Annotated in this window: 20 protein-coding genes and 3 tRNA genes; 22 read left to right on the top strand and 1 reads right to left on the bottom strand. The window is 49.5% G+C overall.

The features are described 5' to 3' along the window. Nucleotides 1–109: 109 nt before the first annotated feature. The 12 genes from I8U18_RS06730 (at nucleotide 110) to I8U18_RS06675 (ending at nucleotide 12023) form a co-directional block, all read left to right on the top strand. Nucleotides 110–1003 (top strand): phosphate ABC transporter substrate-binding protein, encoded by an 894-nt coding sequence (locus I8U18_RS06730; protein ID WP_198064612.1) that lies wholly within the window; start codon nucleotides 110–112, stop codon nucleotides 1001–1003. 73 nt (nucleotides 1004–1076) lie between these two features. Beyond that, nucleotides 1077–2015, top strand: a complete 939-nt coding sequence (gene pstC / locus I8U18_RS06725) for a phosphate ABC transporter permease subunit PstC (RefSeq protein ID WP_198059007.1) — start codon at nucleotides 1077–1079, stop codon at nucleotides 2013–2015. Nucleotide 2016: 1 nt separating this feature from the next. After that, nucleotides 2017–2907 (top strand): phosphate ABC transporter permease PstA, encoded by an 891-nt coding sequence (gene pstA, locus I8U18_RS06720; protein WP_033101120.1) that lies wholly within the window; start codon nucleotides 2017–2019, stop codon nucleotides 2905–2907. Between the two features lie 66 nt (nucleotides 2908–2973). Beyond that, nucleotides 2974–3744, top strand: coding sequence for a phosphate ABC transporter ATP-binding protein PstB (gene pstB / locus I8U18_RS06715; RefSeq protein ID WP_370589205.1), 771 nt, complete (start codon nucleotides 2974–2976; stop codon nucleotides 3742–3744). 22 nt (nucleotides 3745–3766) lie between these two features. After that, complete coding sequence (pstB, locus tag I8U18_RS06710) at nucleotides 3767–4522, top strand: phosphate ABC transporter ATP-binding protein PstB (protein WP_198064611.1); 756 nt, start codon at nucleotides 3767–3769, stop codon at nucleotides 4520–4522. Nucleotides 4523–4592: 70 nt separating this feature from the next. Further along, nucleotides 4593–5207: a phosphate signaling complex protein PhoU gene (phoU, locus tag I8U18_RS06705; protein WP_198064610.1), complete on the top strand. Its 615-nt coding sequence runs from the start codon at nucleotides 4593–4595 to the stop codon at nucleotides 5205–5207. A gap of 204 nt (nucleotides 5208–5411) precedes the next feature. Then, nucleotides 5412–8075, top strand: a complete 2664-nt coding sequence (gene polA, locus I8U18_RS06700) for a DNA polymerase I (RefSeq protein WP_198064609.1) — start codon at nucleotides 5412–5414, stop codon at nucleotides 8073–8075. Between the two features lie 15 nt (nucleotides 8076–8090). Next, nucleotides 8091–8915, top strand: a complete 825-nt coding sequence (gene mutM, locus I8U18_RS06695) for a DNA-formamidopyrimidine glycosylase (RefSeq protein WP_198059010.1) — start codon at nucleotides 8091–8093, stop codon at nucleotides 8913–8915. Between the two features lie 67 nt (nucleotides 8916–8982). Further along, nucleotides 8983–9645 carry a sporulation membrane protein YtaF gene (ytaF, locus tag I8U18_RS06690; protein WP_198064608.1) on the top strand — a complete coding sequence of 221 codons (663 nt, stop codon included), beginning with the start codon at nucleotides 8983–8985 and terminating at the stop codon, nucleotides 9643–9645. A 15-nt stretch (nucleotides 9646–9660) separates the two neighbouring features. Then, nucleotides 9661–10275: a dephospho-CoA kinase gene (gene coaE / locus I8U18_RS06685; RefSeq protein ID WP_198055401.1), complete on the top strand. Its 615-nt coding sequence runs from the start codon at nucleotides 9661–9663 to the stop codon at nucleotides 10273–10275. After that, nucleotides 10233–10877, top strand: a complete 645-nt coding sequence (locus tag I8U18_RS06680; RefSeq protein ID WP_052154218.1) for a lytic transglycosylase domain-containing protein — start codon at nucleotides 10233–10235, stop codon at nucleotides 10875–10877. Before coaE ends, I8U18_RS06680 begins: the two co-directional genes overlap by 43 nt. A gap of 117 nt (nucleotides 10878–10994) precedes the next feature. Further along, a complete protein-coding gene (locus tag I8U18_RS06675; RefSeq protein ID WP_198064607.1) occupies nucleotides 10995–12023 on the top strand; it encodes a glyceraldehyde-3-phosphate dehydrogenase in 1029 nt (342 codons plus the stop codon). A gap of 226 nt (nucleotides 12024–12249) precedes the next feature. Here I8U18_RS06675 and I8U18_RS06670 read toward each other — a convergent pair whose 3' ends face one another. Then, nucleotides 12250–12720: a GyrI-like domain-containing protein gene (locus I8U18_RS06670; RefSeq protein WP_052154219.1), complete on the bottom strand. Its 471-nt coding sequence runs from the start codon at nucleotides 12718–12720 to the stop codon at nucleotides 12250–12252. A 176-nt stretch (nucleotides 12721–12896) separates the two neighbouring features. Between I8U18_RS06670 and I8U18_RS06665 the strand changes: the two genes are divergently transcribed. The 10 genes from I8U18_RS06665 (at nucleotide 12897) to I8U18_RS06620 (ending at nucleotide 19784) form a co-directional block, all read left to right on the top strand. Further along, nucleotides 12897–13838 carry an EamA family transporter gene (locus I8U18_RS06665; protein ID WP_033101128.1) on the top strand — a complete coding sequence of 314 codons (942 nt, stop codon included), beginning with the start codon at nucleotides 12897–12899 and terminating at the stop codon, nucleotides 13836–13838. A gap of 105 nt (nucleotides 13839–13943) precedes the next feature. Next, nucleotides 13944–14435, top strand: coding sequence for a transcriptional regulator NrdR (nrdR, locus tag I8U18_RS06660; protein WP_033101129.1), 492 nt, complete (start codon nucleotides 13944–13946; stop codon nucleotides 14433–14435). A gap of 173 nt (nucleotides 14436–14608) precedes the next feature. Then, nucleotides 14609–16060 carry a replication initiation and membrane attachment family protein gene (locus I8U18_RS06655; protein WP_033101130.1) on the top strand — a complete coding sequence of 484 codons (1452 nt, stop codon included), beginning with the start codon at nucleotides 14609–14611 and terminating at the stop codon, nucleotides 16058–16060. A 130-nt stretch (nucleotides 16061–16190) separates the two neighbouring features. Beyond that, nucleotides 16191–16266, top strand: a tRNA-Phe gene (locus I8U18_RS06650). Nucleotides 16267–16270: 4 nt separating this feature from the next. Beyond that, a tRNA-Gly gene (locus tag I8U18_RS06645) sits at nucleotides 16271–16345 on the top strand. A 10-nt stretch (nucleotides 16346–16355) separates the two neighbouring features. After that, a tRNA-Leu gene (locus tag I8U18_RS06640) sits at nucleotides 16356–16445 on the top strand. 152 nt (nucleotides 16446–16597) lie between these two features. After that, complete coding sequence (locus tag I8U18_RS06635; protein ID WP_033101131.1) at nucleotides 16598–17167, top strand: nitroreductase family protein; 570 nt, start codon at nucleotides 16598–16600, stop codon at nucleotides 17165–17167. Between the two features lie 152 nt (nucleotides 17168–17319). After that, nucleotides 17320–18432, top strand: a complete 1113-nt coding sequence (gene mqnC / locus I8U18_RS06630; RefSeq protein ID WP_033101132.1) for a cyclic dehypoxanthinyl futalosine synthase — start codon at nucleotides 17320–17322, stop codon at nucleotides 18430–18432. A gap of 180 nt (nucleotides 18433–18612) precedes the next feature. Continuing rightward, nucleotides 18613–19242 (top strand): metal-dependent hydrolase, encoded by a 630-nt coding sequence (locus I8U18_RS06625; RefSeq protein WP_033101133.1) that lies wholly within the window; start codon nucleotides 18613–18615, stop codon nucleotides 19240–19242. A gap of 278 nt (nucleotides 19243–19520) precedes the next feature. Further along, nucleotides 19521–19784: a hypothetical protein gene (locus tag I8U18_RS06620; protein ID WP_033101134.1), complete on the top strand. Its 264-nt coding sequence runs from the start codon at nucleotides 19521–19523 to the stop codon at nucleotides 19782–19784. The last annotated feature ends 93 nt before the right edge of the window (nucleotides 19785–19877 follow it).

Genomic DNA, 19877 nt, shown 5'->3' with positions numbered 1-19877 from the left:
CAAACATTTACATTGCATTCATTTTTATATAAAAGAAGTAGATTATAGTTCAAATTGAAATCATTGTTTTTGCGATGATCATGACGTTGATTAGGGGGAACTTTTCATCATGTTGAAAAAAAGTCTCTTACTTGGAGGCGTATTTGCCTTGGCATTCGGAGCGCTGACAGGTTGCAGCGAGGGTACGTCCGGACAACAGCAGGCAGGCGGTTCTTTAACCATCGTTGGCTCTACGGCCATGCAACCCTTGGTTGAGGAAGCGGGCAAAGCATATTCCGCCAAAAATCCAAACGTCCAAATCAATGTTCAAGGCGGGGGAAGCGGACAGGGACTCAGTTCGGTGATGAATGATACGGCCGACATCGGCAATTCCGATTTGTTTGCGGAAGAAAAATCGAATGAGAATATCGACCCATCCAAATTGGTTGATCATAAAGTGTTTGTGGTCGGTTTCGCACCGGTTGTCAACCCCGATGTGGGTGTGGATAACCTAACCCAGCAGCAGCTGATCGACATTTTCACGGGCAAAATCAAAAATTGGAAAGAGGTCGGGGGAAAAGACCTGCCTGTCGTGTTGGTCAACCGTCCGGAAAGTTCCGGAACCCGGGCGACATTTGCCAAATATGCTTTGAAAGGAAATACGGAGTTCCGCGCGAAGGGAGGCATTGAAGAAGATTCTTCCGGCACGGTGCGCAAGATCGTCTCCGAAACGCCGGGTGCGATTGGATATCTCGCTTTCTCCTATATCGACTCCTCGGTGAAAGCTTTGAAGCTGGACGGTGTCGAACCGACCAACCAAAATGTCTGTACGAACAAATGGAAAGTTTGGTCCTATGAGCATATGTACACCAATAAAAACGGCAAAAACAGCAAAACGGAAAATGCTTTTATTCAATATATCCTCTCCGGGGAAGGACAAGCGCTGGTCAAAAAAATGGAGTATATTCCCGTCAGCCAAATGAAGGTGGAGCGTGATGCCGACGGGAGTGTCAAACCGGAGTAAAGATTGATGATTCAAGCGCGGGATAGAATTCTCTCTATCCCTTGTGCTGTTTATTCGGAAAGGGTGTGGGAAGATGGAACAAGCAGCCGTTCGCGTTTCATCGATGGAAAAAGAGCTGACCAAACCGAATCAGAAATGGACTCGCATTGAATACAGAGGAAAAGTGATGACGCTGGTCAGTGCATGGGTATTGATCATCACCCTGTTTTCGTTGCTTTACTTTATCGCTTCCAAAGGGATCGCCCCTTTTCTTCACGGAGAGGTTACCCTCGCCGACTTCTTTTCCGGCAATTGGGGGCCTTCTTTATCTGCTGAGCAGGGCGGACCGCAATACGGCGCCCTCGATTTTATCCTGGGATCGCTTATGGTGGCCCTGGGTTCGGCCGTGATCAGCGGGCCGCTTGGAATTGGGGCCGCTCTTTTCATGACGGAGATCGCTCCGAAGGCAGGCCGGAAAATCTTGCAGCCTGCGGTGGAAATCCTGGTGGGCATTCCGTCGGTTGTGTATGGTTTTATCGGGCTTACCCTCATCGTCCCGGCTCTTCGTTCGATTTTCGGCGAGGTGGGATTTGGCTTGTTGGCCGGGATCATCGTCTTGTCGGTCATGATTTTGCCGACGATCATCAGTATCAGTGCCGATGCCATCCATTCGGTTCCGCAGGGGATCCGTGAAGGTTCCTATGCATTGGGAGCGACGAGATGGCAAACGATTTCCGGGCTGGTAATCCGCGTGGCACAGCCGGGATTGCTGACCGCTGTCGTTTTGGGGATTGCCCGCGCATTCGGCGAAGCGCTCGCCGTGCAAATGGTGATCGGAAATACGGCGGATCTCCCTTTTCACCTGCTGAAACCGATGAGCACATTGACGAGCGTGATTACACTCAATATGGGAAATACGGTGCAAGGATCCACTTATAACAACGTCTTATGGTCGATGGCGCTTATTTTGCTGCTGATGACTCTCATCTTGATCCTGGCAATCCGTTTTATTGCGCGAAGGAGAGAGGTTTGATATGAGGGCGAAGGTGACAGACCGGATCGCGACTCTCTGTTTTTATTTGATCGCCATCCTGATAATTGGCATTTTGGCCGGGATGATCGGTTTTATTTTGTTTAAAGGTTTGCATGTGATCAATTGGGATTTTGTTACCGAAGCGCCGGGTTCGGTTTTAACCGGCGGCGGAGGAGTCGGCCCCCAGCTGTTTAACTCCTTTTATCTGCTTGTTTTAACCATGATCATCACCGTTCCCCTCGGTCTCGGCGGCGGAATTTATCTGGCGGAGTATGCCAAACCGGGTCAACTTACGAATGTCCTGCGGTTAAGCATTGAGGTATTATCATCCCTTCCTTCCATTGTTGTCGGATTGTTTGGATTGATGGTATTTGTCCAATACACCGGTTGGGGGTTCTCTTTGGCTGCCGGCGCGTTGACGCTGACAGTGTTTAATCTGCCGTTGATGGTAAGGATTGTGGAGCAGGCGCTCGGAACCGTGCCCCGGGAACAAAAAGAAGCGAGTTTTGCTTTGGGAGTCACCCATTGGCACACCATTGTCAAAGTTCTTTTGCCGGCGGCGCTTCCCGGCATTTTGACAGGAACGATCCTGGCGGCCGGACGGGTGTTTGGGGAAGCGGCGGCACTGATGTTCACGGCGGGGATGTCTTCGCCTGATCTCGATTTCAGCAATTGGGATATTACCTCGCCTGTTTCACCCCTCAATCCTTTCCGGCCGGCATCGACGCTGGCAGTTCACATCTGGAAAATCAATTCCGAGGGAATTGTTCCGGATGCGAAAGAGATTGCCAGCGGGGCCTCTGCACTGCTGGTCATCGCCGTATTGATTTTTAATTTGTTTGCACGGTGGTTTGGGCGCCTGATCCATGCCCGTTTGACTTCGACAAGGTGAGGAGGATGGCGGATGGAAAAATTAATCACCCCTTTTCGGTTCCAGCCGAAAACCGATGGAAGATCGTTGTTGACGGATGAAACGCGGCCGATCCAGCTGGAAACATTGGATTTGGATGTCTATTATGGTGAAAAGCATGCGATTAAACAAGTCAATCTTCCGCTATATCAAAACACGGTGACAGCATTAATCGGCCCATCCGGTTGTGGAAAGTCCACTTTTTTGCGCTGCCTTAACCGGATGAATGATATGATTCCCGGGACAAGAGTAATGGGCAAGATTTTGGTCGAAGGTGTGAATATCAACGATTCCAGAATTAATGTGACTCAGCTTCGCCGCCAGATCGGCATGGTTTTCCAACGGCCCAATCCATTTGCCAAATCCATTTATGAAAATATCGTGTTTGCTCCCCGCCTTTACGGCATTTCCAAGAAGGAACAAGAGAAGTTGGTCGAGGAAAGCTTGAGAAAAACGGGATTGTGGGATGAAGTGAAAGATCGTTTGCATACTTCCGCCCTGGCGTTGTCCGGCGGGCAACAACAGCGCTTGTGCATTGCCCGGGCCATTGCCATGAAGCCCAAGATTATCCTGCTTGATGAGCCTGCTTCCGCCCTTGACCCGGTTTCAACAGGAAAAATCGAAGAGTTGGTCCAAGAGTTGAAGAACGAGTTTACCATCGCCATCGTGACGCACAATATGCAGCAGGCTGCCCGCATCTCCGATTACACCGCCTATTTTTACATGGGAGAATTGATTGAACATGACCGGACGGATGTATTGTTTGTTAATCCCAGGAAAAAAGAGACGGAAGATTATTTGACAGGGCGGTTTGGTTAAGCGGGGGAAAGGAGGGGGAAGGATGTCGCAAAAAGTTCGTGTTCGCTGTTTTCAGCTTTACTATGGAACCAATCATGCATTGAAAAATATTGATCTTGATCTCGCAGAAAATCAGGTTACCGCACTGATCGGTCCATCGGGCTGCGGCAAGTCCACATTTTTGCGCAGTATCAATCGCATGAACGATATGATCAAGGGTGTGCGAACGACCGGAACGATCCATATCGACGGTCAAAATATTTATGGTGAAAAAGTGGATCTGGTGGAATTGCGGAAGAAGGTGGGGATGGTGTTTCAACAGCCCAATCCGTTTCCGCTTTCCATCTATGACAACGTCGCCTATGGGCCGAGACTACACGGAATCAGGGATAAAAAGAGATTGGATGAGATCGTGGAACGGACACTGACGGAGGCCAATTTATGGGACGAAGTGAAAGATCGTTTGCACCGCTCCGCCTTGGGAATGTCCGGAGGACAGCAACAGCGCCTGGTACTGGCCAGGGTATTGGCGGTGCAGCCGGAAGTGATTCTGATGGATGAGCCTGCATCCGCATTGGACCCCATTTCCACTGAACGGTTGGAAGAATTGATCATGAGGCTGAAAGACCAGTACACCATTATTATCGTGACACACAATATGCAACAAGCAGCACGCGTATCCGATACTGCCGTTTTCTTTTTGAACGGAGAAATTGTCGAAAGCGGTCCTACGGATCAGATCTTTACCAATCCAAGTGATCCGCGCACGGAAGATTATATCAGCGGACGATTTGGATAGGCTCGCACGGGGATGGGAGGACGGACATGATTACGCGCCAATTTGACCAGTCTTAAACGATGTGCAGGCGATGCTCCTGAAAATGGGAGCCCATATTGAAATTGCGATAGATAAAGCAATGAGAGCACTTGTCGGCCGCGATGAGCTGTTGGCGGAAGAGATTGTCAGGCAAGACAGTCAGATCGATGAAATCAAGGTTCAGATCGATGAACTGGTGGCAAAACTGATTGCAACACAACAGCCGGTTGCCGGTGACTTGCGAAAACTGATCTCTGCGCTGAAAATAGCGGCCGACATGGAAAGAATGGGAGACCTGGCGAAAGATATCGCCATCGAGACGATTTCCTTGGCGAAAATGAATTTTCCGGAGTTTAATCCTTTGCAAGAAATCGTAACCATGTCCAAACGGGTTCAGAAAATGGTGAATGACGGGATTAACAGCTATATAGACGGAAATACGATGTTGGCCCAACGATTGGCCGAAGACGATGATGAGGTGGACCGGCTATATGATTCCATTGTTAAGGAGATGAAAGTGTACTTTCCGACCGGTAACCGTTATGCCGAGGTTGCGTTAAAATGCTGCTTTGTCGCACGTTATCTGGAGCGGATCGCTGATCACGCCACCAATATTGCGGAAAACATCATCTATATCGAAACAGGAAAACAGGCTGATCTGAACTGAGCCTGATTGGGGGAATCGCGGGCAAACTGTTTCCGCTTCGGCGGAGGCGGTTTTTTTTCTGTTTTTTGAAGTAGGATCATTTGTTCGGAACTTGTTACCAATTTGCTGGAAGGAGGGGAAACGGGCATGATAGAATGAGAATGTTGACCTGAACCTGTACAAACGGACCGGAAAAGGCGAATTAAGGATAAAGGTGTGAAAAAAGTGGGTAAACTGGTGTTGATCGATGGCAATAGTATTGCTTACCGGGCGTTTTTTGCATTGCCGCTCCTGACCAACTCGAGCGGAATCTACACCAATGCTGTTTATGGATTCACCATGATGTTGCTGAAGGTGTTGGAAGAAGAAAAACCGACGCATATGCTGGTTGCCTTTGACGCCGGAAAAACGACGTTTCGGCATCAAGATTACCAGGAATACAAGGGAACACGGCAAAAAACGCCGGGAGAGCTGGCCGAGCAAATACCGCTTGTCCGGGAAATGCTTGACGCGTTTGGCATTCGGCATTATGCGATTGAGAATTATGAAGCCGATGATATTATCGGGACACTTGCCCGCGCAGGGGCCGGCAAGGATTTGGAAGTCCTGATCGTCAGCGGGGATAAAGACTTGCTGCAATTGGTGAATGAGCAAGTGAACGTATTGCTCACCCGAAAAGGCGTCACCGAGACGGAACGGTACGACCGGAAGGCCGTGGCGGACCGGTATGGATTGACCCCGCAACAGATTATTGATCTGAAGGGATTGATGGGAGACGCTTCCGACAATATTCCCGGCATCCCCGGAGTGGGAGAAAAAACAGCGCTGAAACTGCTTAAACAATTTCCGACCGTGGAAGAGATCGTTGACCATGTGAGCGAGTTGCCCGGGAAAAAATTGCGGGAAAAAGTGGAAACATACCGTGATCAAGCCTTGTTGAGCAAAAAGCTGGCGACGATTTACACGGAAGTTCCCCTTGATCTGCAATTGGAAGATCTGCTGCTGGCGGAATTGGATGTGAACCGGATTGCCGACTTCTTCCGGAAAGTGGAATTTAAAACGCTCCTGGATCGCTTGAAGAAGTTCAGCGGCGCCGATGAAGAGGAGACGAAGACCGTCCGTGAAGAACAGGACGCGATCGAATCAGTGACAGTATTTGGCGAGGAAGCGCGGGACGAGTGGGAACCGTTTTTAAAACAAAGCGGATTGGCGCTGTTTGTGGAGATGACCGGGGAAAATCCGCACCATTCCGATGTGATCGGCCTGGCACTGTCAGACGGGGAAAAACAGCTCTACATTCCGATTGAAGAGGCTATGGACTGGCAGGCGTTTCGCGAATATCTGGCGGACGGCGAACGACACAAGGTGGTTTACGACGTCAAAAAGACGAGTCTCGCGCTGAAGCGAAAGGAACTCGATGTGGCCGGCCTTTCCTTTGATGTGCTGTTGGCCGCCTATTTGCTGGATCCGTCGGAGTCGCAGATGGAACTGAATGAAATCGTGAAACGGGCTGAAGCGGGTTACCTGCCTTCTGATGAGGAAGTCTACGGAAAAGGGGCCAAACGTCGCCAGTTGCAGGGAGAGGAATTGGAAAAACATCTGGCTCGCAAAGCCAGAGCGATTTATCAAGTGTATCCAGTGCTTGACCGGCAATTGCAAGAGGCCGGATTGGATGCGCTGATGTTTGATTTGGAGATGCCCCTGGCTGCCGTGCTGGCCAACATGGAGAGGCACGGGGTTTTGGTTAATCGGGAACGCTTGGACGAGCTCGGGGTGGAGCTGAAACGGAGCATGGATTTGCTTCAGGAGGAGATTTACGAACTGGCCGGGGTGCCTTTCAACATCAATTCCCCCAAGCAATTGGGAGAAATCCTGTTCGACAAATTGGGCCTGCCGGTGATCAAGAAGACGAAAACGGGGTATTCCACCAGTGCCGATGTCCTGGAAAAACTGGCCCCGCAACATGAAATTGTCGAGAAAATTTTACACTACCGACAGGTAGGAAAACTGTATTCTACTTATATAGAAGGATTGAAAAAAGAGATTGGATCTGATGGCAAGATCCACACCCAGTTTAATCAAACGGTCACCGCAACCGGCCGCTTGAGCTCGACGGAACCCAACTTGCAAAACATCCCGATCCGGATGGAGGAAGGGAGGAGAATCCGACAGATTTTTATCCCGTCCGAGCCGGGTTGGTACATGCTTTCCGCCGATTATTCGCAAATTGAACTGAGGGTGCTGGCCCATATTTCCGGCGATGCCAATTTGCAAAAAGCGTTTAAGGAAGGCAAAGACATTCATACGCAGACAGCGATGGATGTTTTCGGCGTGGCGGAAGATGAAGTGACCAGCCTGATGCGCCGTCAGGCTAAAGCCGTCAACTTCGGGATTGTGTACGGGATCAGCGGGTACGGACTTGCTCAGGGCCTCGATATCCCGCAAAAAGAAGCGCGGGAATTTATTGAGCGTTATTTTGAAACGTACCCTGGGGTGAAAAAGTATATGGATTCGATTATCGCCCAGGCGAAACAGGAAGGCTATGTGACCACTTTATCCGGACGCCGCCGCTATTTGCCCAAAATCCATTCCCGCAATTTCGGGGAGAGAAGTTTTGCCGAGCGGACGGCGATGAATACTCCGATTCAGGGGACGGCAGCGGATATCATTAAGATCGCCATGGTTCGCCTTGACCGGCAGATCCGGGAGCGCGGGTTGAAAGGACGCATGCTGCTTCAGGTTCATGACGAACTGATTTTGGAAGTGCCGGAAAGCGAGCTGCCTGCGATGCAAGAACTCGTCCGGGATGTGATGGAACACGCTCTTGAACTGTCGGTTCCGCTTGTGGTTGATGTCAATTGCGGGAAAAACTGGTATGAAGCGAAGTGACAGGAGGAAACAGCGTTGCCGGAGTTACCAGAGGTAGAGACTGTACGCAGAACATTAAACAAACTTGTTGTGGGGAAAACGATTTGCGATGTGACGGTTCATTTGCCCCGTCTGATCCGGGAGCCCGCAGATGTCGAGCTGTTCAGGAAAGAGTTGGTCGGAACGACGATCACGGAAATCGGGCGCCGGGGCAAATTTTTGAAGATCGTTTGCCCGCCATGGGTTCTTGTTTCTCATTTGCGCATGGAGGGTAAATACCGGTTGGCCAGGCAAAATGAGCCGTATGAGAAACACACGCACGTGATTTTTCACTTCACGGACGGAACGGAACTGCGCTATCGTGATGTGCGGCAGTTTGGAACGATGCATTTGTTCCCCGCGGGAGAGGAAGAACAGCATCTTCCTTTGAAAAAACTGGGGCCCGAGCCGCTGTCCGATCAGTTTACACTTGAATGGTTTCAAGCGGCGTTGACGAGGCGGATGACCAAAATCAAAGCCGTTCTTTTAAATCAAGAATTTCTGGTCGGGCTCGGCAATATTTATGTGGACGAGTCGCTGTTCTCAGCCGGAATTCATCCGGAGAGGCCGGCCTCTTCCTTGTCGGCGGCCGAGGTGGAGCGTTTGTACCACAGTATAAAAAAGACATTGTCCGAAGCGATAAAATCAGGAGGTTCTTCGGTTCGCTCTTATGTCAACGGCGAGGGCGAAATGGGGATGTTTCAGCTCCAGATTCAAGTGTACGGGCGGAAAAATGAGCCTTGTCTGCGCTGCGGCAACGCGATTGAGCGGATTGTGGTAGCGGGACGGGGCACTCACTTCTGTCCGGAATGCCAAAAATAACACATGCTTGAGCCCTTCATCATAAGATAGGATACGCAACAGCCTACTGAGATGAGGGGTGACGGTGATGTGGCATATATTTTCGATCATCGGGATTGCCTTTGCACTTAGTTTGGACAGCTTCGGAGCCGGCACGACATATGGAATGCGAAAAATTCGTATCCCGTTGCTATCGACCGTGATTATTGCCGGATGTTCCGGGGCTGTTATTTACTTGTCGATGGTCGTGGGAAAATGGATCGCTGTCTGGCTGGCGCCCGCAGTCACCCATTTTATCGGTGCTTTTATTTTGATTTTGCTCGGAAGTTATGCACTGTACCAGGGAGACAAAAATAAACTTGAGATGAAAAATGGAACGGGTGCAAGGCAAAATCCCGCCATCATGGAACCCAAAGTATGGACGATTAAAATCCGCCAGCTCGGGCTCGTCGTGCAAATCTTGAAGACACCCCTTGCCGCGGATCTGGATAATTCGGGCTCCATCTCCAGTTCGGAAGCGTTGTTGCTGGGGGCCGCCCTGTCACTGGACTCGTTTGGCGCCGGATTGGGAGTGGCGTTGGCCGGCTTTTCACCTTTGCCGACAGCGGCGGTGATCATGGTGATGAGCGCATTTTTTTTGCGGCTGGGCATCTGGCTCGGTTTTTCCTATGCCGGGCGCTTTAACCAGCGATTCGTGGCTTATGCGCCCGGATTGATTTTGATCGTATTGGGATTGCTTCGTTTTTTTTAGAGGGGCGATGATGAGATGTTGCTTGGACTTACAGGGAGTATTGCCACCGGCAAAAGCACCGTGGCTGAAATGTTGAAAAGGCGTGGCGCCGTCGTGGTTGATGCCGACCAGGTCGCCCGGAAAGTGGTGGAACCGGGGAGTCTTGGCCTGAACCGGATCAAAGGGACTTTCGGCAGCGAAATGTTGACAGCGGACGGGCAGCTGGATCGTGCGAAACTGGGGGAACTCGTATTTGCTGATGAGGAAGCGAGATTGCGTCTGAATGCTCTGTTGCATCCGCTGATTATGGATGAGATGAAACGGATGACGGCGGAAAGTCTGGACAAAAACCCGAAAAGCATTGTTATTTGGGATGTTCCGCTCTTAATAGAAGAAAATTTGACACAATTTGTTGAACAAGTTATTGTGGTATATGTACCTCAAGCGATTCAACTGAAAAGGCTGATGGAGCGGAATCACTTGACGAAAACGGAAGCGATCAAACGGATGCAATCCCAGCTCAGTATCGAAGAAAAGAAAAAGGTGGCCGATTATATAATTGACAACAGCGGATCTCTGGAAGAAACAGAAAGACAGGTTGATCAGTTATGGAGATATCTAACATTAAAAAGTGGATCAGACCAGCCGTAGATGCCTTGCCTTCCAAACGAGTCCTTTTGATCGCCTTTGTGCTGTTATTGATTTTTTTGCTTGTGGCATCTCCACTCTTTAATCGTTTGATGTATCCGCTGAGGTATGAAGAAAACATCTTTAATAGCGCTCAAAATACGGGAGCCGACCCCTTTTTGATCATGGCGATCATCCGGGCCGAAACCCAGTTTGACCCGGACGGTGAATCGCGTGTCGGAGCCCAGGGGCTGATGCAACTGATGCCGGGAACGGTGGATGATATTGTGAAACGGGGCGGTTTTTCCCCGGGAATTGTGAACTACATCAAAGACCCGGCGATCAATATTCAGCTGGGCAGCTGGTATATTGCTTCCCTGACGGAAAGGTACCATGGAAACAAAGTGGCGGTCATGGCCGCTTATAATGCCGGTCCGGGGAAAGTGGACCGCTGGCTTAAAAATGGGACTTGGGATGGAACAAGCCAGCACGCATCGCAAATCCCTTTCTGGGAAACGCGTAATTATGTCCAGCGCGTCAGCTTCTACTATGAAAAATATAAGCAGTTATATAATGACCGTTATGAAAATTACCTGCAAAAACAAAAAAATCACAGGCAAAATTGAGAAAACCCATTCCGCTGTGGAATGGGTTTTATGTTTGTCTGTTGCAAAATGTGACATACTGATTATAATAATAAGAGGGAATTGGTATGTAACATATGGTGGAAGGAGATTATCTTTATGGCAATTCGCATCGCGATAAACGGTTTCGGTCGGATCGGGCGCATGGTTTTTCGCCGGTTGATTCAGAATTCAATGGTGAAAGTGGTCGCAATCAATGCCAGTTATCCGCCGGAAACGATTGCCCATCTGGTTAAGTACGACACCATCCACGGGATGTTTGATAAAGAAGTGACCCCCAAAGAAGACGGATTGATCGTTGATCATCAATTCATTCAACTGGTAAACAACAGGGACCCGGAACAGCTTCCCTGGTCTGAGCTGGATATCGATATCGTGGTGGAAGCGACCGGGAAGTTTCGCGACCGGGAAGGGGCGTCCAAGCATCTGAAGGCCGGAGCGAAAAAAGTGATTATCACGGCACCGGGCAAGGATGAAGATGTAACCATTGTGATGGGGGTTAATGAAAGGGTTTACAACCCTGGAGAGCATCATATTATCTCCAACGCATCCTGCACGACCAACTGTTTGGCGCCTGTAGCCAAGGTATTGCACCAAGCGTTTGGCATTGAATACGGACTGATGACCACTGTTCATTCCTATACCAACGATCAAAAAAATCTGGATAATCCGCACAAAGATCTGCGGCGGGCGCGGGCATGTGCCCAATCGATCATCCCGACGAAAACGGGTGCTGCCAAAGCGCTGGGTCTGGTAATTCCGGAATTGAAGGGACGATTGAACGGATTTGCGCTGCGGGTGCCGACTCCCAACGTTTCTGTTGTCGATCTGGTCGCCGATTTGCAGACAAAAGTAACAGCAGATGAAGTAAACGCAGTACTGAAACAAGCAGCGGAAACGACGATGAAAGGGATTCTGGCTTACACCGAGGAACCGCTGGTCTCGTCGGATTTTAACGGAAATGATCATTCCTCGGTCATCGATGCCCTTTCCACCATGGTAATCGGAGAAAAGCAGGTAAAAGTGCTGGCCTGGTATGACAACGAGTGGGGATATTCCTGCAGGGTTGTGGACTTGGTCGAATATGTCGGTGAACGGCTCCTGGCGGCGAAAAAGGTGACCGCATAAGCAAACTCCTGAAAAAACAGGAGAATTTGAGGCTGTCGGTAAAATGAAGAAAACGGTGTTGGAAAGTTGGCAGGATCAGCGCCAAGTGTTCGATGGAAGAGGACGGGTTTTTTTCGGCAGCGACGATGGGCCAGGGAGCTTGGAAAAATATATCGAGGTCTCACAAATTTCAACTTTTTATTGCGTAAACAAGCGGAAATTCCCCTGAAAAATTCAGGGGAATTTCTTATCTTTTAATTGGGATGTAAATGTCAAACATATTGTCCGGAGCATCGAGCGAGTGGGTGACCGGCGTATAGCGATGGTCATAAACCTCCAGCCCCAATGTGCTGTGATCCTTGCGATAACCCATCTTTTCGATCCATTTCCATGCGCGTTGATAGGTTGCCGGAACATTGCGAATCGATCCTCTATGGGTAAAAACAGCGTACCGCTGAGTTGGAACCGTCAACGCCAGCATTCCGTCGGGTACATTTTCCGCTTCGGATACTTCAACGGCAATATAGCAGGTGAAATCGGTGACACGGTCATGGCAAGGACAGACAAAAGAGCCCGGTTTCACTTGGTGCGGAATTTCGTGTATCCTTTTTACAAACTGTTCCCACAGTTTCGGAATCTCACGTGACAAGGTATAGGGTCCTGTCCAACCGATCCCGACCACTTGGAAAGAGTCTTTGGTTAAAATTCGACCTTGCATGTGGCCCCCCTTGGTGAAGGAAAAGGAATCTATGTTCTTGTTGATATTGTAAAGGAAAATTCAAAAAGTAACAAGTAAGAAGCGGTTCTTTTCCCGATAAACTTAATCCGCTATGATAAAGTTATTGGATTTGGTAAAAGGATGAGAAATAGAGAGAAGGACGCTGGAGGGATCGTGTGAACGCTTTGCTTCGTAAGCGGCTGAAGGGAATTGCAATGGTGATTGTCGGCGGTTCCCTGTGGGGAATTTCCGGAACCGTGGCCCAAGTTCTGTTTCAACGATACGGTTTCCAGGCGGGAGGGCTTGTGACGATCCGTCTGCTGTGTGCCGGGATTCTCCTGTTGTTCTGGGCGGGGATGAAGAAACAGGGAATTTGGGCTGTTTGGAAAGATCCGCGGACCGGGTTGAAAATCCTTATTTTTGGTTTGATCGGGATGCTCGGAGTGCAATACAGTTACTATGCCTCGATTCAATCGGGCAATGCTGCGACTGCGACGCTTTTGCAGTATCTCGGCCCGGTTTTCATCACCGTGTATATGGCGCTGAAAATAAGGCAACTCCCGGGGAAAAACGATATAGTTGCGCTTGTGCTGGCTATGCTCGGCACGTTTTTGCTGGTAACCAATGGTTCATTAAAAGGGCTGACCGTACCGCTCCCCGCGGTTTTATGGGGGCTTGTGTCCGCACTGACCGCCGCTTTTTACACCGTTTACCCCGGACGATTGATTAGCCGCTTCGGTTCGGTTGTCATCGTCGGGTGGGGGATGCTGGTCGGGGGGATCGGCATGGGGCTGGTCAATCTGAATGCCCCGGGGAGGATAAAAGCCGATATGATGACGCCCCATGTACTGGCATTGGTCGGTTTTGTGGTCATATTTGGCACGCTGCTCTCTTTTTATCTGTATCTGGACAGCCTTCGTTATTTATCTCCGGATGAAGTGGGAATTCTGGGCAGCGCCGAACCTTTGTCGGCGGCGGTGATGTCGGTTTTTTGCTTTCATCATATTCCCGGAGCGTTTGAGTTGGCGGGAGGACTTTGCATCATTTCCACTGTTGCGATTTTGTCACGCAAAAAAGAGGAAAAAGTGGTCCCGATGGATCAGAAAACAGTGGTGTGAAACAGTCGGGCCGATGCGAGCAGATTACGGATGTGAATAGAATAAACGGTCATAAAACTTCGGGTGTGTTATGGGATCAAAATCGGAATGAAGGGGAGAGTATCTTTGAAATGTCCAATTTGTGGCAATAACGGCAGCCGGGTTCTTGATTCACGTCCCGTTCACGATGGGCGGGCCATCCGGCGCCGGAGAGAATGCGAAAAGTGTGAACAGCGGTTTACCACCTTTGAAATGGTGGAGGAGCAACCTCTGATCGTGATCAAAAAAGATGGCAGCCGTGAGGAATTCAGCCGTGAGAAGCTGTTGCGGGGGCTGATTCGCGCGTGTGAAAAAAGGCCGGTTCCGCTGGCCAAGTTGGAGTCGCTGGTGGCCGAGATCGAAAGCCGCTTGCGCCAGGCCGGTTCGGCGGAGGTTCCTTCAAAGGAGATCGGTGAAATGGTGATGGAGCGCCTGGTGGATATTGATGAAGTGGCTTATGTCCGCTTCGCCTCTGTCTATCGCCAATTTAAGGATATCAACGTTTTTGTCAATGAACTGGAAGATTTGCTCAACCGTTCGCGCCGCGCCCTGCAGGAAGAAAAAAAGCGTCAATCCTGACCTGAAAAACCGGGAGGGCGGCGGTGTCCTGCCGGCTGATCTGCAACACATTTTCGCAAAAAACGTTTGATCCCTCGTCTGTATGAACCGGAAAAGCATCCTTGGCAGATGCCGGATCACCTGATAAAATGGTACAGCGTTTCGGGGTTTTTGTAAGTAGAGGGGGACTGACGATGTCATTTTTTTGGAAAGATCTCGGCTGGCGATGCCGTACGCACCGTCCGCTTCACACCGCCGATTCGCTTTGCCTGCTTCATCTGTACCAGCCGATTGTGGGCACGACGGCGATCTCTCTATACATGACGCTTTATTATCAAGTGCCGGTTCATCGTGCCGGTTTTTCCGATTTTCACAGCCATTCTTATTTGCTTAATCTCTGTCGGCTTACATTTGACCAACTTTTGGAATCACGCTATTTGCTCGAAGGAGTCGGTTTGATTTCCACCTTCGAAATCAAAGATCAGGAGCACGGCCATTTTTATGAATATGAGCTGATCCCGCCTCTCACTCCGGCTAAATTTTTCCAAAGCGATGTTCTCAGCTTCGCGTTATATAACCAGATCGGCAAAGAGCGTTTCTTGGCGATGAAAGATTGGCTGACTGGCGGACAGGAAAAGGAAGAGAAGAATCAAAACACGTTGACGGTCAATCTCACCCGTTCATTTCAGGAAGTATTTAAAAGCCTTTCTCCGGCTGAGTTGGCGCGGGCCGCGGAGTTGGGGAAAGAGGCGGTCGGGCCGGTTGCAAAGATCGATGAGAGCTTGCATGAAGGAAAGTGGCCGCAATTGGATGGCCCGGACGATGGTTTTGCCCTGATAAAAATGAGACTTTCATCCTTGGTTGATGAAAATGCCTGGACAGATGAATTAAAAAGGGAATTGAGAGAGATTTGCTTTTTGTATCAGCTCGATGACTGGGATCTCCTGAAGGCATTGCAAAATCCTTATGTTACGAGAAATGGGCAGATCGACACAGATCGGCTGCGCTCCTATATAAAAAGCGAATACCGGTTGCGGTTTGGCGACAATCCGGTCGTAACCCGCAAGCCGCTGAAACCGTCAACCAGCACCGACGAAACTCCGGAGGCCCCGAAGAGCCATGACGAAGCGTCTCTGTCGGAAGAGGAGAAGCATTTTAAGCAACTGGCCCAAATTTCCCCATTGGAATTGCTTTCCTATTATCATAAGGGAACGCGGATTCCCGACAGCGATGTGGAATTGGTGGAAAGGCTTATTCGCCAATATGGTTTGCCGCCGGCAGTGATTAACGTCCTGCTGGAATATGTGCTGCTGAAATATGATTATAAATTGCCGCGCAATCTCGTCGAGAAAATTGCCGGCCAGTGGAAACGGCTGGGGATTGAAACTATACAGGATGCCCTGAAGCAGGCTCGGAAGGAAATATGGGAACCAAAACGGAAAAAGACGCGTCTGAAGGGACAGGCCAAACAGGAGGAGAAGTTGCCGCAAATGCTGAAAAAGCAATTTGAAGCGGAGGCCGTTTCCGCAGAATCACCGGCGCAGCAGAGGGAAACGGAGGACAGGCAGGCACAAATCCGGGCAAAGCTTCGTTTAATGAACGAAAAATTTAGCGCTGCGCAAAAAGAAAATAAGAATACTCCCTGAGCAAATCACGGGGAGACCGATGGATGATACTTCTCGGAATTTGTGATCACAAAAAAATAATAAAAACAATTGCAATCCATCTTTCCCCGTGTTATAATCTCTTTTGTCAGCCAATCAAATAGCTTTGTTTGGTTCGGTAGCTCAGTCGGTAGAGCAGAGGACTGAAAATCCTCGTGTCGGCGGTTCGATTCCGTCCCGAACCACCATCTTGCGGAAGTGGCTCAGGGGTAGAGCATCGCCTTGCCAAGGCGAGGGTCGCGGGTTCGAATCCCGTCTTCCGCTCCATTTTTTATAAGCCGGGGTGGCGGAATTGGCAGACGCACAGGACTTAAAATCCTGCGGTGGGTGTACTACCGTGTCGGTTCGAGTCCGACCCTCGGCACCAGGTCCAAGTCCTTCCACCCGGAAGGTTATTTTTTTGCCTCCGTTTGATTGACGGGGGCTTTTTGTTTTGATTGACGGGTGAACGGCTTCTGGCGTACAATGAAGTAAAATGAGAACGATTATCAATTGATGGAGCGAAAAGAGGGGAAACGGATGGAACTTTTTGAAGCGATTCGCACAAGGCGGAGTATCGGCAAGGTCAAGCCGGATCCGGTGCCGAAAGAGAAAATCGAAAAAATGCTGGAAGCGGCGACGTGGGCTCCGAATCATCACCGGACTGAGCCGTGGCGCTTTTTGGTTCTGACGGGGGAAGGCCGGAAGCGTTTGGGCAATGTGATGATGGCCGTGGCGAACGAAAAGAACGAGGAACTCTCGCCGGCGGAAAAAGAGGAGCAATTACGGCGTGAATTGAACAAGGCGTTTCGCGCTCCGGTGGTAATCGTGGTGGTCGCTTCTCCTGCCGACCGTCCCAATGTGCTTGAGGAAGAGGAGCTGGCGGCTTGTCATGCGGCTGTGCAAAATATGTTGCTCGCCGCGCATGCGCTTGGTTTGGGAGCCGTTTGGCGAACCGGAAAAGCGGCATATCATCCGGCGGCCAGACAGGAATTTGCACTGGCAGACCATGAGAAAATCGTCGGCTTTGTTTATACCGGTTATCCGGATCTCCGGCCTCCTGCCGCAAAACGGACCCCGTTTGCTGATAAAACCACCTGGATCGGATAGTTGCCGTTATCCCTGGCTATGACAATTTCCCGTCATTTGTGATACGATAAACAAGGTAATCTCATTCGGGTATGTTGATACCGATACAGGATATCCGTTCAACACGCCTGAATCAAATGATTGTCCGACCTGGTCAGGGAGGGTGAGAATATATGACGAAGATCGATTCCATATTGGAACGGGCATTGGCCGGTGAGCGTTTGGGATTGGAAGATGGGATCGCATTATGGGAAAGCGACGAAATCGAAAAAATGGGCCGGGCCGCTGACCAGATCATGAAGAAGTGGCATCCCGAGCCGGTAACCACATTTGTGATCGGGCGAAATATCAATTATTCCAATGTCTGCGATACTTACTGCCGTTTTTGCGCTTTCTATCGCGCGCCGGGGTCTCCGGAAGGGTATGTGTTGCCCAATGAGACGATTTTTCAAAAGATCCAGGAGACCGTTGATGTAGGAGGGACGGAAATCCTGATGCAAGGCGGAACAAATCCGGATTTGCCGTTCGAATATTATACTGATTTGCTCCGTGAGATCAAAAAGCGATTTCCCGGCATTACGATGCACTCCTTCTCACCGGCGGAAATTCTCAAAATGAAGGAAGTATCCGGATTATCACTGGAAGAAGTGATTCGCCAGCTCAAGGAAGCCGGCCTTGATTCGCTTCCGGGCGGCGGGGCTGAGATTCTGGATGATGAGATCAGAAGGAAAATCAGCCGTTTGAAAGGGTCTTGGCGTGACTGGATGGATGTGATGCAGACAGCGCACCGGGTTGGCATGCATACGACCGCGACGATGGTGATCGGATTTGGTGAAACCTACGAACACCGTATTAACCATTTGCTTCGCATCCGGGAAGCGCAGGACGAAACCAAAGGCTTCCTCGCTTTCATCGTCTGGACGTTCCAGCCGGATCATACCAATCTGAAACGGGAAAAACTTCCGCCGGAAGAGTATCTGAAAGCGGTGGCGATTGCCCGGCTGATGTTGGATAATATCCCTAATTTCCAATCTTCTTGGGTGACGATGGGGCCGGAAATCGGCAAGTTGTCGCTCCAGTATGGCTGTAACGATTTTGGCAGTACGATGATTGAAGAAAACGTGGTGTCAGCTGCGGGAACGACACATAAAGTGAATACCAATCTGATTTTGCGCCTGATCCGGGAAGCAGGAAAAATCCCCGCCCAACGCAATACCAAATATCAAATTTTGCATGTGTTCGGGGAGAACGAGACTGCCGCCCGCGATTTTGTCATGCAGAATTAGCGAGAACACCACAAAAACCTTGGTCAGAGTATATTCTGATCAGGGTTTTTTTCTTTGGTAATTTATTTTATAAATAATAAAACTGTTCTTGTGAAATGGATTTTATTATAAAACTTTGATATTTTTAAGAAGGTTGTATGGAACTTTTTACATATTGGCATTCTTGGAGGAGGAGAAACAGTGCAAGGAAAAACGCATGTGGCTATCGGAATCGCCACAGGAGTGGGACTGGCCTGTTCATCCGGGAGTGATGACGTAGCCGAACTCAGCTTGACAATTGTGCTGTCGGGATTCGCTTCGCTTCTGCCGGACATTGATGAAGACGGGAGTCTGATCAATAACTTTATCTTTCCCTCATTGAAGCGAACCTATCGTTCCTTTGCGTTAGCGGCATTGGGGGTGATTATGGCTGCGCTTTATTTTGTGAAAGGATTGCCGTTGTGGGTTCTTCTCATTGGCATTTATGCAGCCGGGGTGGCTTATGTTCCTCATCGGACGGTTACCCATTCGGTTCTGTCGGTATTCTACGTTGGCTGGGTTACGTACCTGATTTCGCCCCCGTATGTATTTGCAGTGGTCATGGGCTATTTGTCCCATTTATTTGCGGACACATTAACCACGGCCGGTGTACCTTATTTGTGGCCTTATCATAAAAAATTCAATCTGAAAAAACTGGGGATTCATATTAAAAGCGGGGGAAAGGAAGATCATCTGATCGGCACGTTATCGCTGGTTTTGGCTGCAATCGGATTTGTTTATCTGGTCGGCCATATTTTTTATCAGCAGGCGGCTTCATCGGGCTGGTTTTAAACCGCTGTTGCAGGTCGGGGCAGGGTGTTGCCCTTGACCTCTGCCAGGAGGTAAACTTGGCAGATGGTTTAAGCCGCAGACGTGAAAGAAGAGTTCCCCGTTTGTATAAGGGGGACCAAGCGCCATTCATATGTGAATCACAAATTTAGAAAAAATATCGCAGGTGATTAAGGGATGATGGAGAGAACGATCGTTGGAAAGCTTATCCTCCTGATACCCAATGGATCTTATTTTATGTAGAAGGATATGAGGGATTCTATGGAATTCGTCCAATACCAATGAAAGGGTCCTGTTCGATTTATGAAGCGAAGTTACAAGATCTGGGGTTTGACTTCTCATCTGTTCGTTACTTTGATCCAACCGAACTGGATGATGGTGAAATGGAAGAATTTGACGAATGCGCTGAAGAATATTTGTACGAGTGGTTCTCAGACCGGTTTTTGGAAGCAGGTGGAGATTCATTTCCTCTTCCTTGTTACCTGCAATTCCATGATGGCGGGAGGCGTTTTAACATGAAAACGAAACAATGGACAGAAGAATAAAAATTGTTATTATTCAATCCGGCTCTTTTGTGCGCTGTCCGCCTTGCCGGCTGCATCCAAATTCCCCCGGCTTAAATGTGATACACCGAAGGA

The organism is Thermoactinomyces sp. CICC 10522 (genome assembly GCF_016055075.1).
Lineage (GTDB): Bacteria > Bacillota > Bacilli > Thermoactinomycetales > Thermoactinomycetaceae > Thermoactinomyces_A > Thermoactinomyces_A daqus.
The sequence above is the reverse complement of the archived record's forward strand: the minus strand, read 5'-3'. Positions and strand labels throughout refer to the sequence as shown.

What these genes read in the sequence shown, in the direction of transcription:
- phoU (WP_198064610.1), top strand. Translation starts at nt 4,593, where the DNA reads ATGCTCCTGAAAATGGGAGCCCATATTGAAATTGCGATAGATAAAGCA.
- pstC (WP_198059007.1), top strand. Translation starts at nt 1,077, where the DNA reads ATGGAACAAGCAGCCGTTCGCGTTTCATCGATGGAAAAAGAGCTGACC.
- I8U18_RS06675 (WP_198064607.1), top strand. Translation starts at nt 10,995, where the DNA reads ATGGCAATTCGCATCGCGATAAACGGTTTCGGTCGGATCGGGCGCATG.
- I8U18_RS06620 (WP_033101134.1), top strand. Translation starts at nt 19,521, where the DNA reads ATGAAAGGGTCCTGTTCGATTTATGAAGCGAAGTTACAAGATCTGGGG.
- I8U18_RS06730 (WP_198064612.1), top strand. Translation starts at nt 110, where the DNA reads ATGTTGAAAAAAAGTCTCTTACTTGGAGGCGTATTTGCCTTGGCATTC.
- mqnC (WP_033101132.1), top strand. Translation starts at nt 17,320, where the DNA reads ATGACGAAGATCGATTCCATATTGGAACGGGCATTGGCCGGTGAGCGT.
- I8U18_RS06635 (WP_033101131.1), top strand. Translation starts at nt 16,598, where the DNA reads ATGGAACTTTTTGAAGCGATTCGCACAAGGCGGAGTATCGGCAAGGTC.
- I8U18_RS06680 (WP_052154218.1), top strand. Translation starts at nt 10,233, where the DNA reads ATGGAGATATCTAACATTAAAAAGTGGATCAGACCAGCCGTAGATGCC.
- pstA (WP_033101120.1), top strand. Translation starts at nt 2,017, where the DNA reads ATGAGGGCGAAGGTGACAGACCGGATCGCGACTCTCTGTTTTTATTTG.
- I8U18_RS06655 (WP_033101130.1), top strand. Translation starts at nt 14,609, where the DNA reads ATGTCATTTTTTTGGAAAGATCTCGGCTGGCGATGCCGTACGCACCGT.
- coaE (WP_198055401.1), top strand. Translation starts at nt 9,661, where the DNA reads ATGTTGCTTGGACTTACAGGGAGTATTGCCACCGGCAAAAGCACCGTG.
- ytaF (WP_198064608.1), top strand. Translation starts at nt 8,983, where the DNA reads ATGTGGCATATATTTTCGATCATCGGGATTGCCTTTGCACTTAGTTTG.
- pstB (WP_198064611.1), top strand. Translation starts at nt 3,767, where the DNA reads ATGTCGCAAAAAGTTCGTGTTCGCTGTTTTCAGCTTTACTATGGAACC.
- I8U18_RS06670 (WP_052154219.1), bottom strand. Translation starts at nt 12,720, where the DNA reads ATGCAAGGTCGAATTTTAACCAAAGACTCTTTCCAAGTGGTCGGGATC.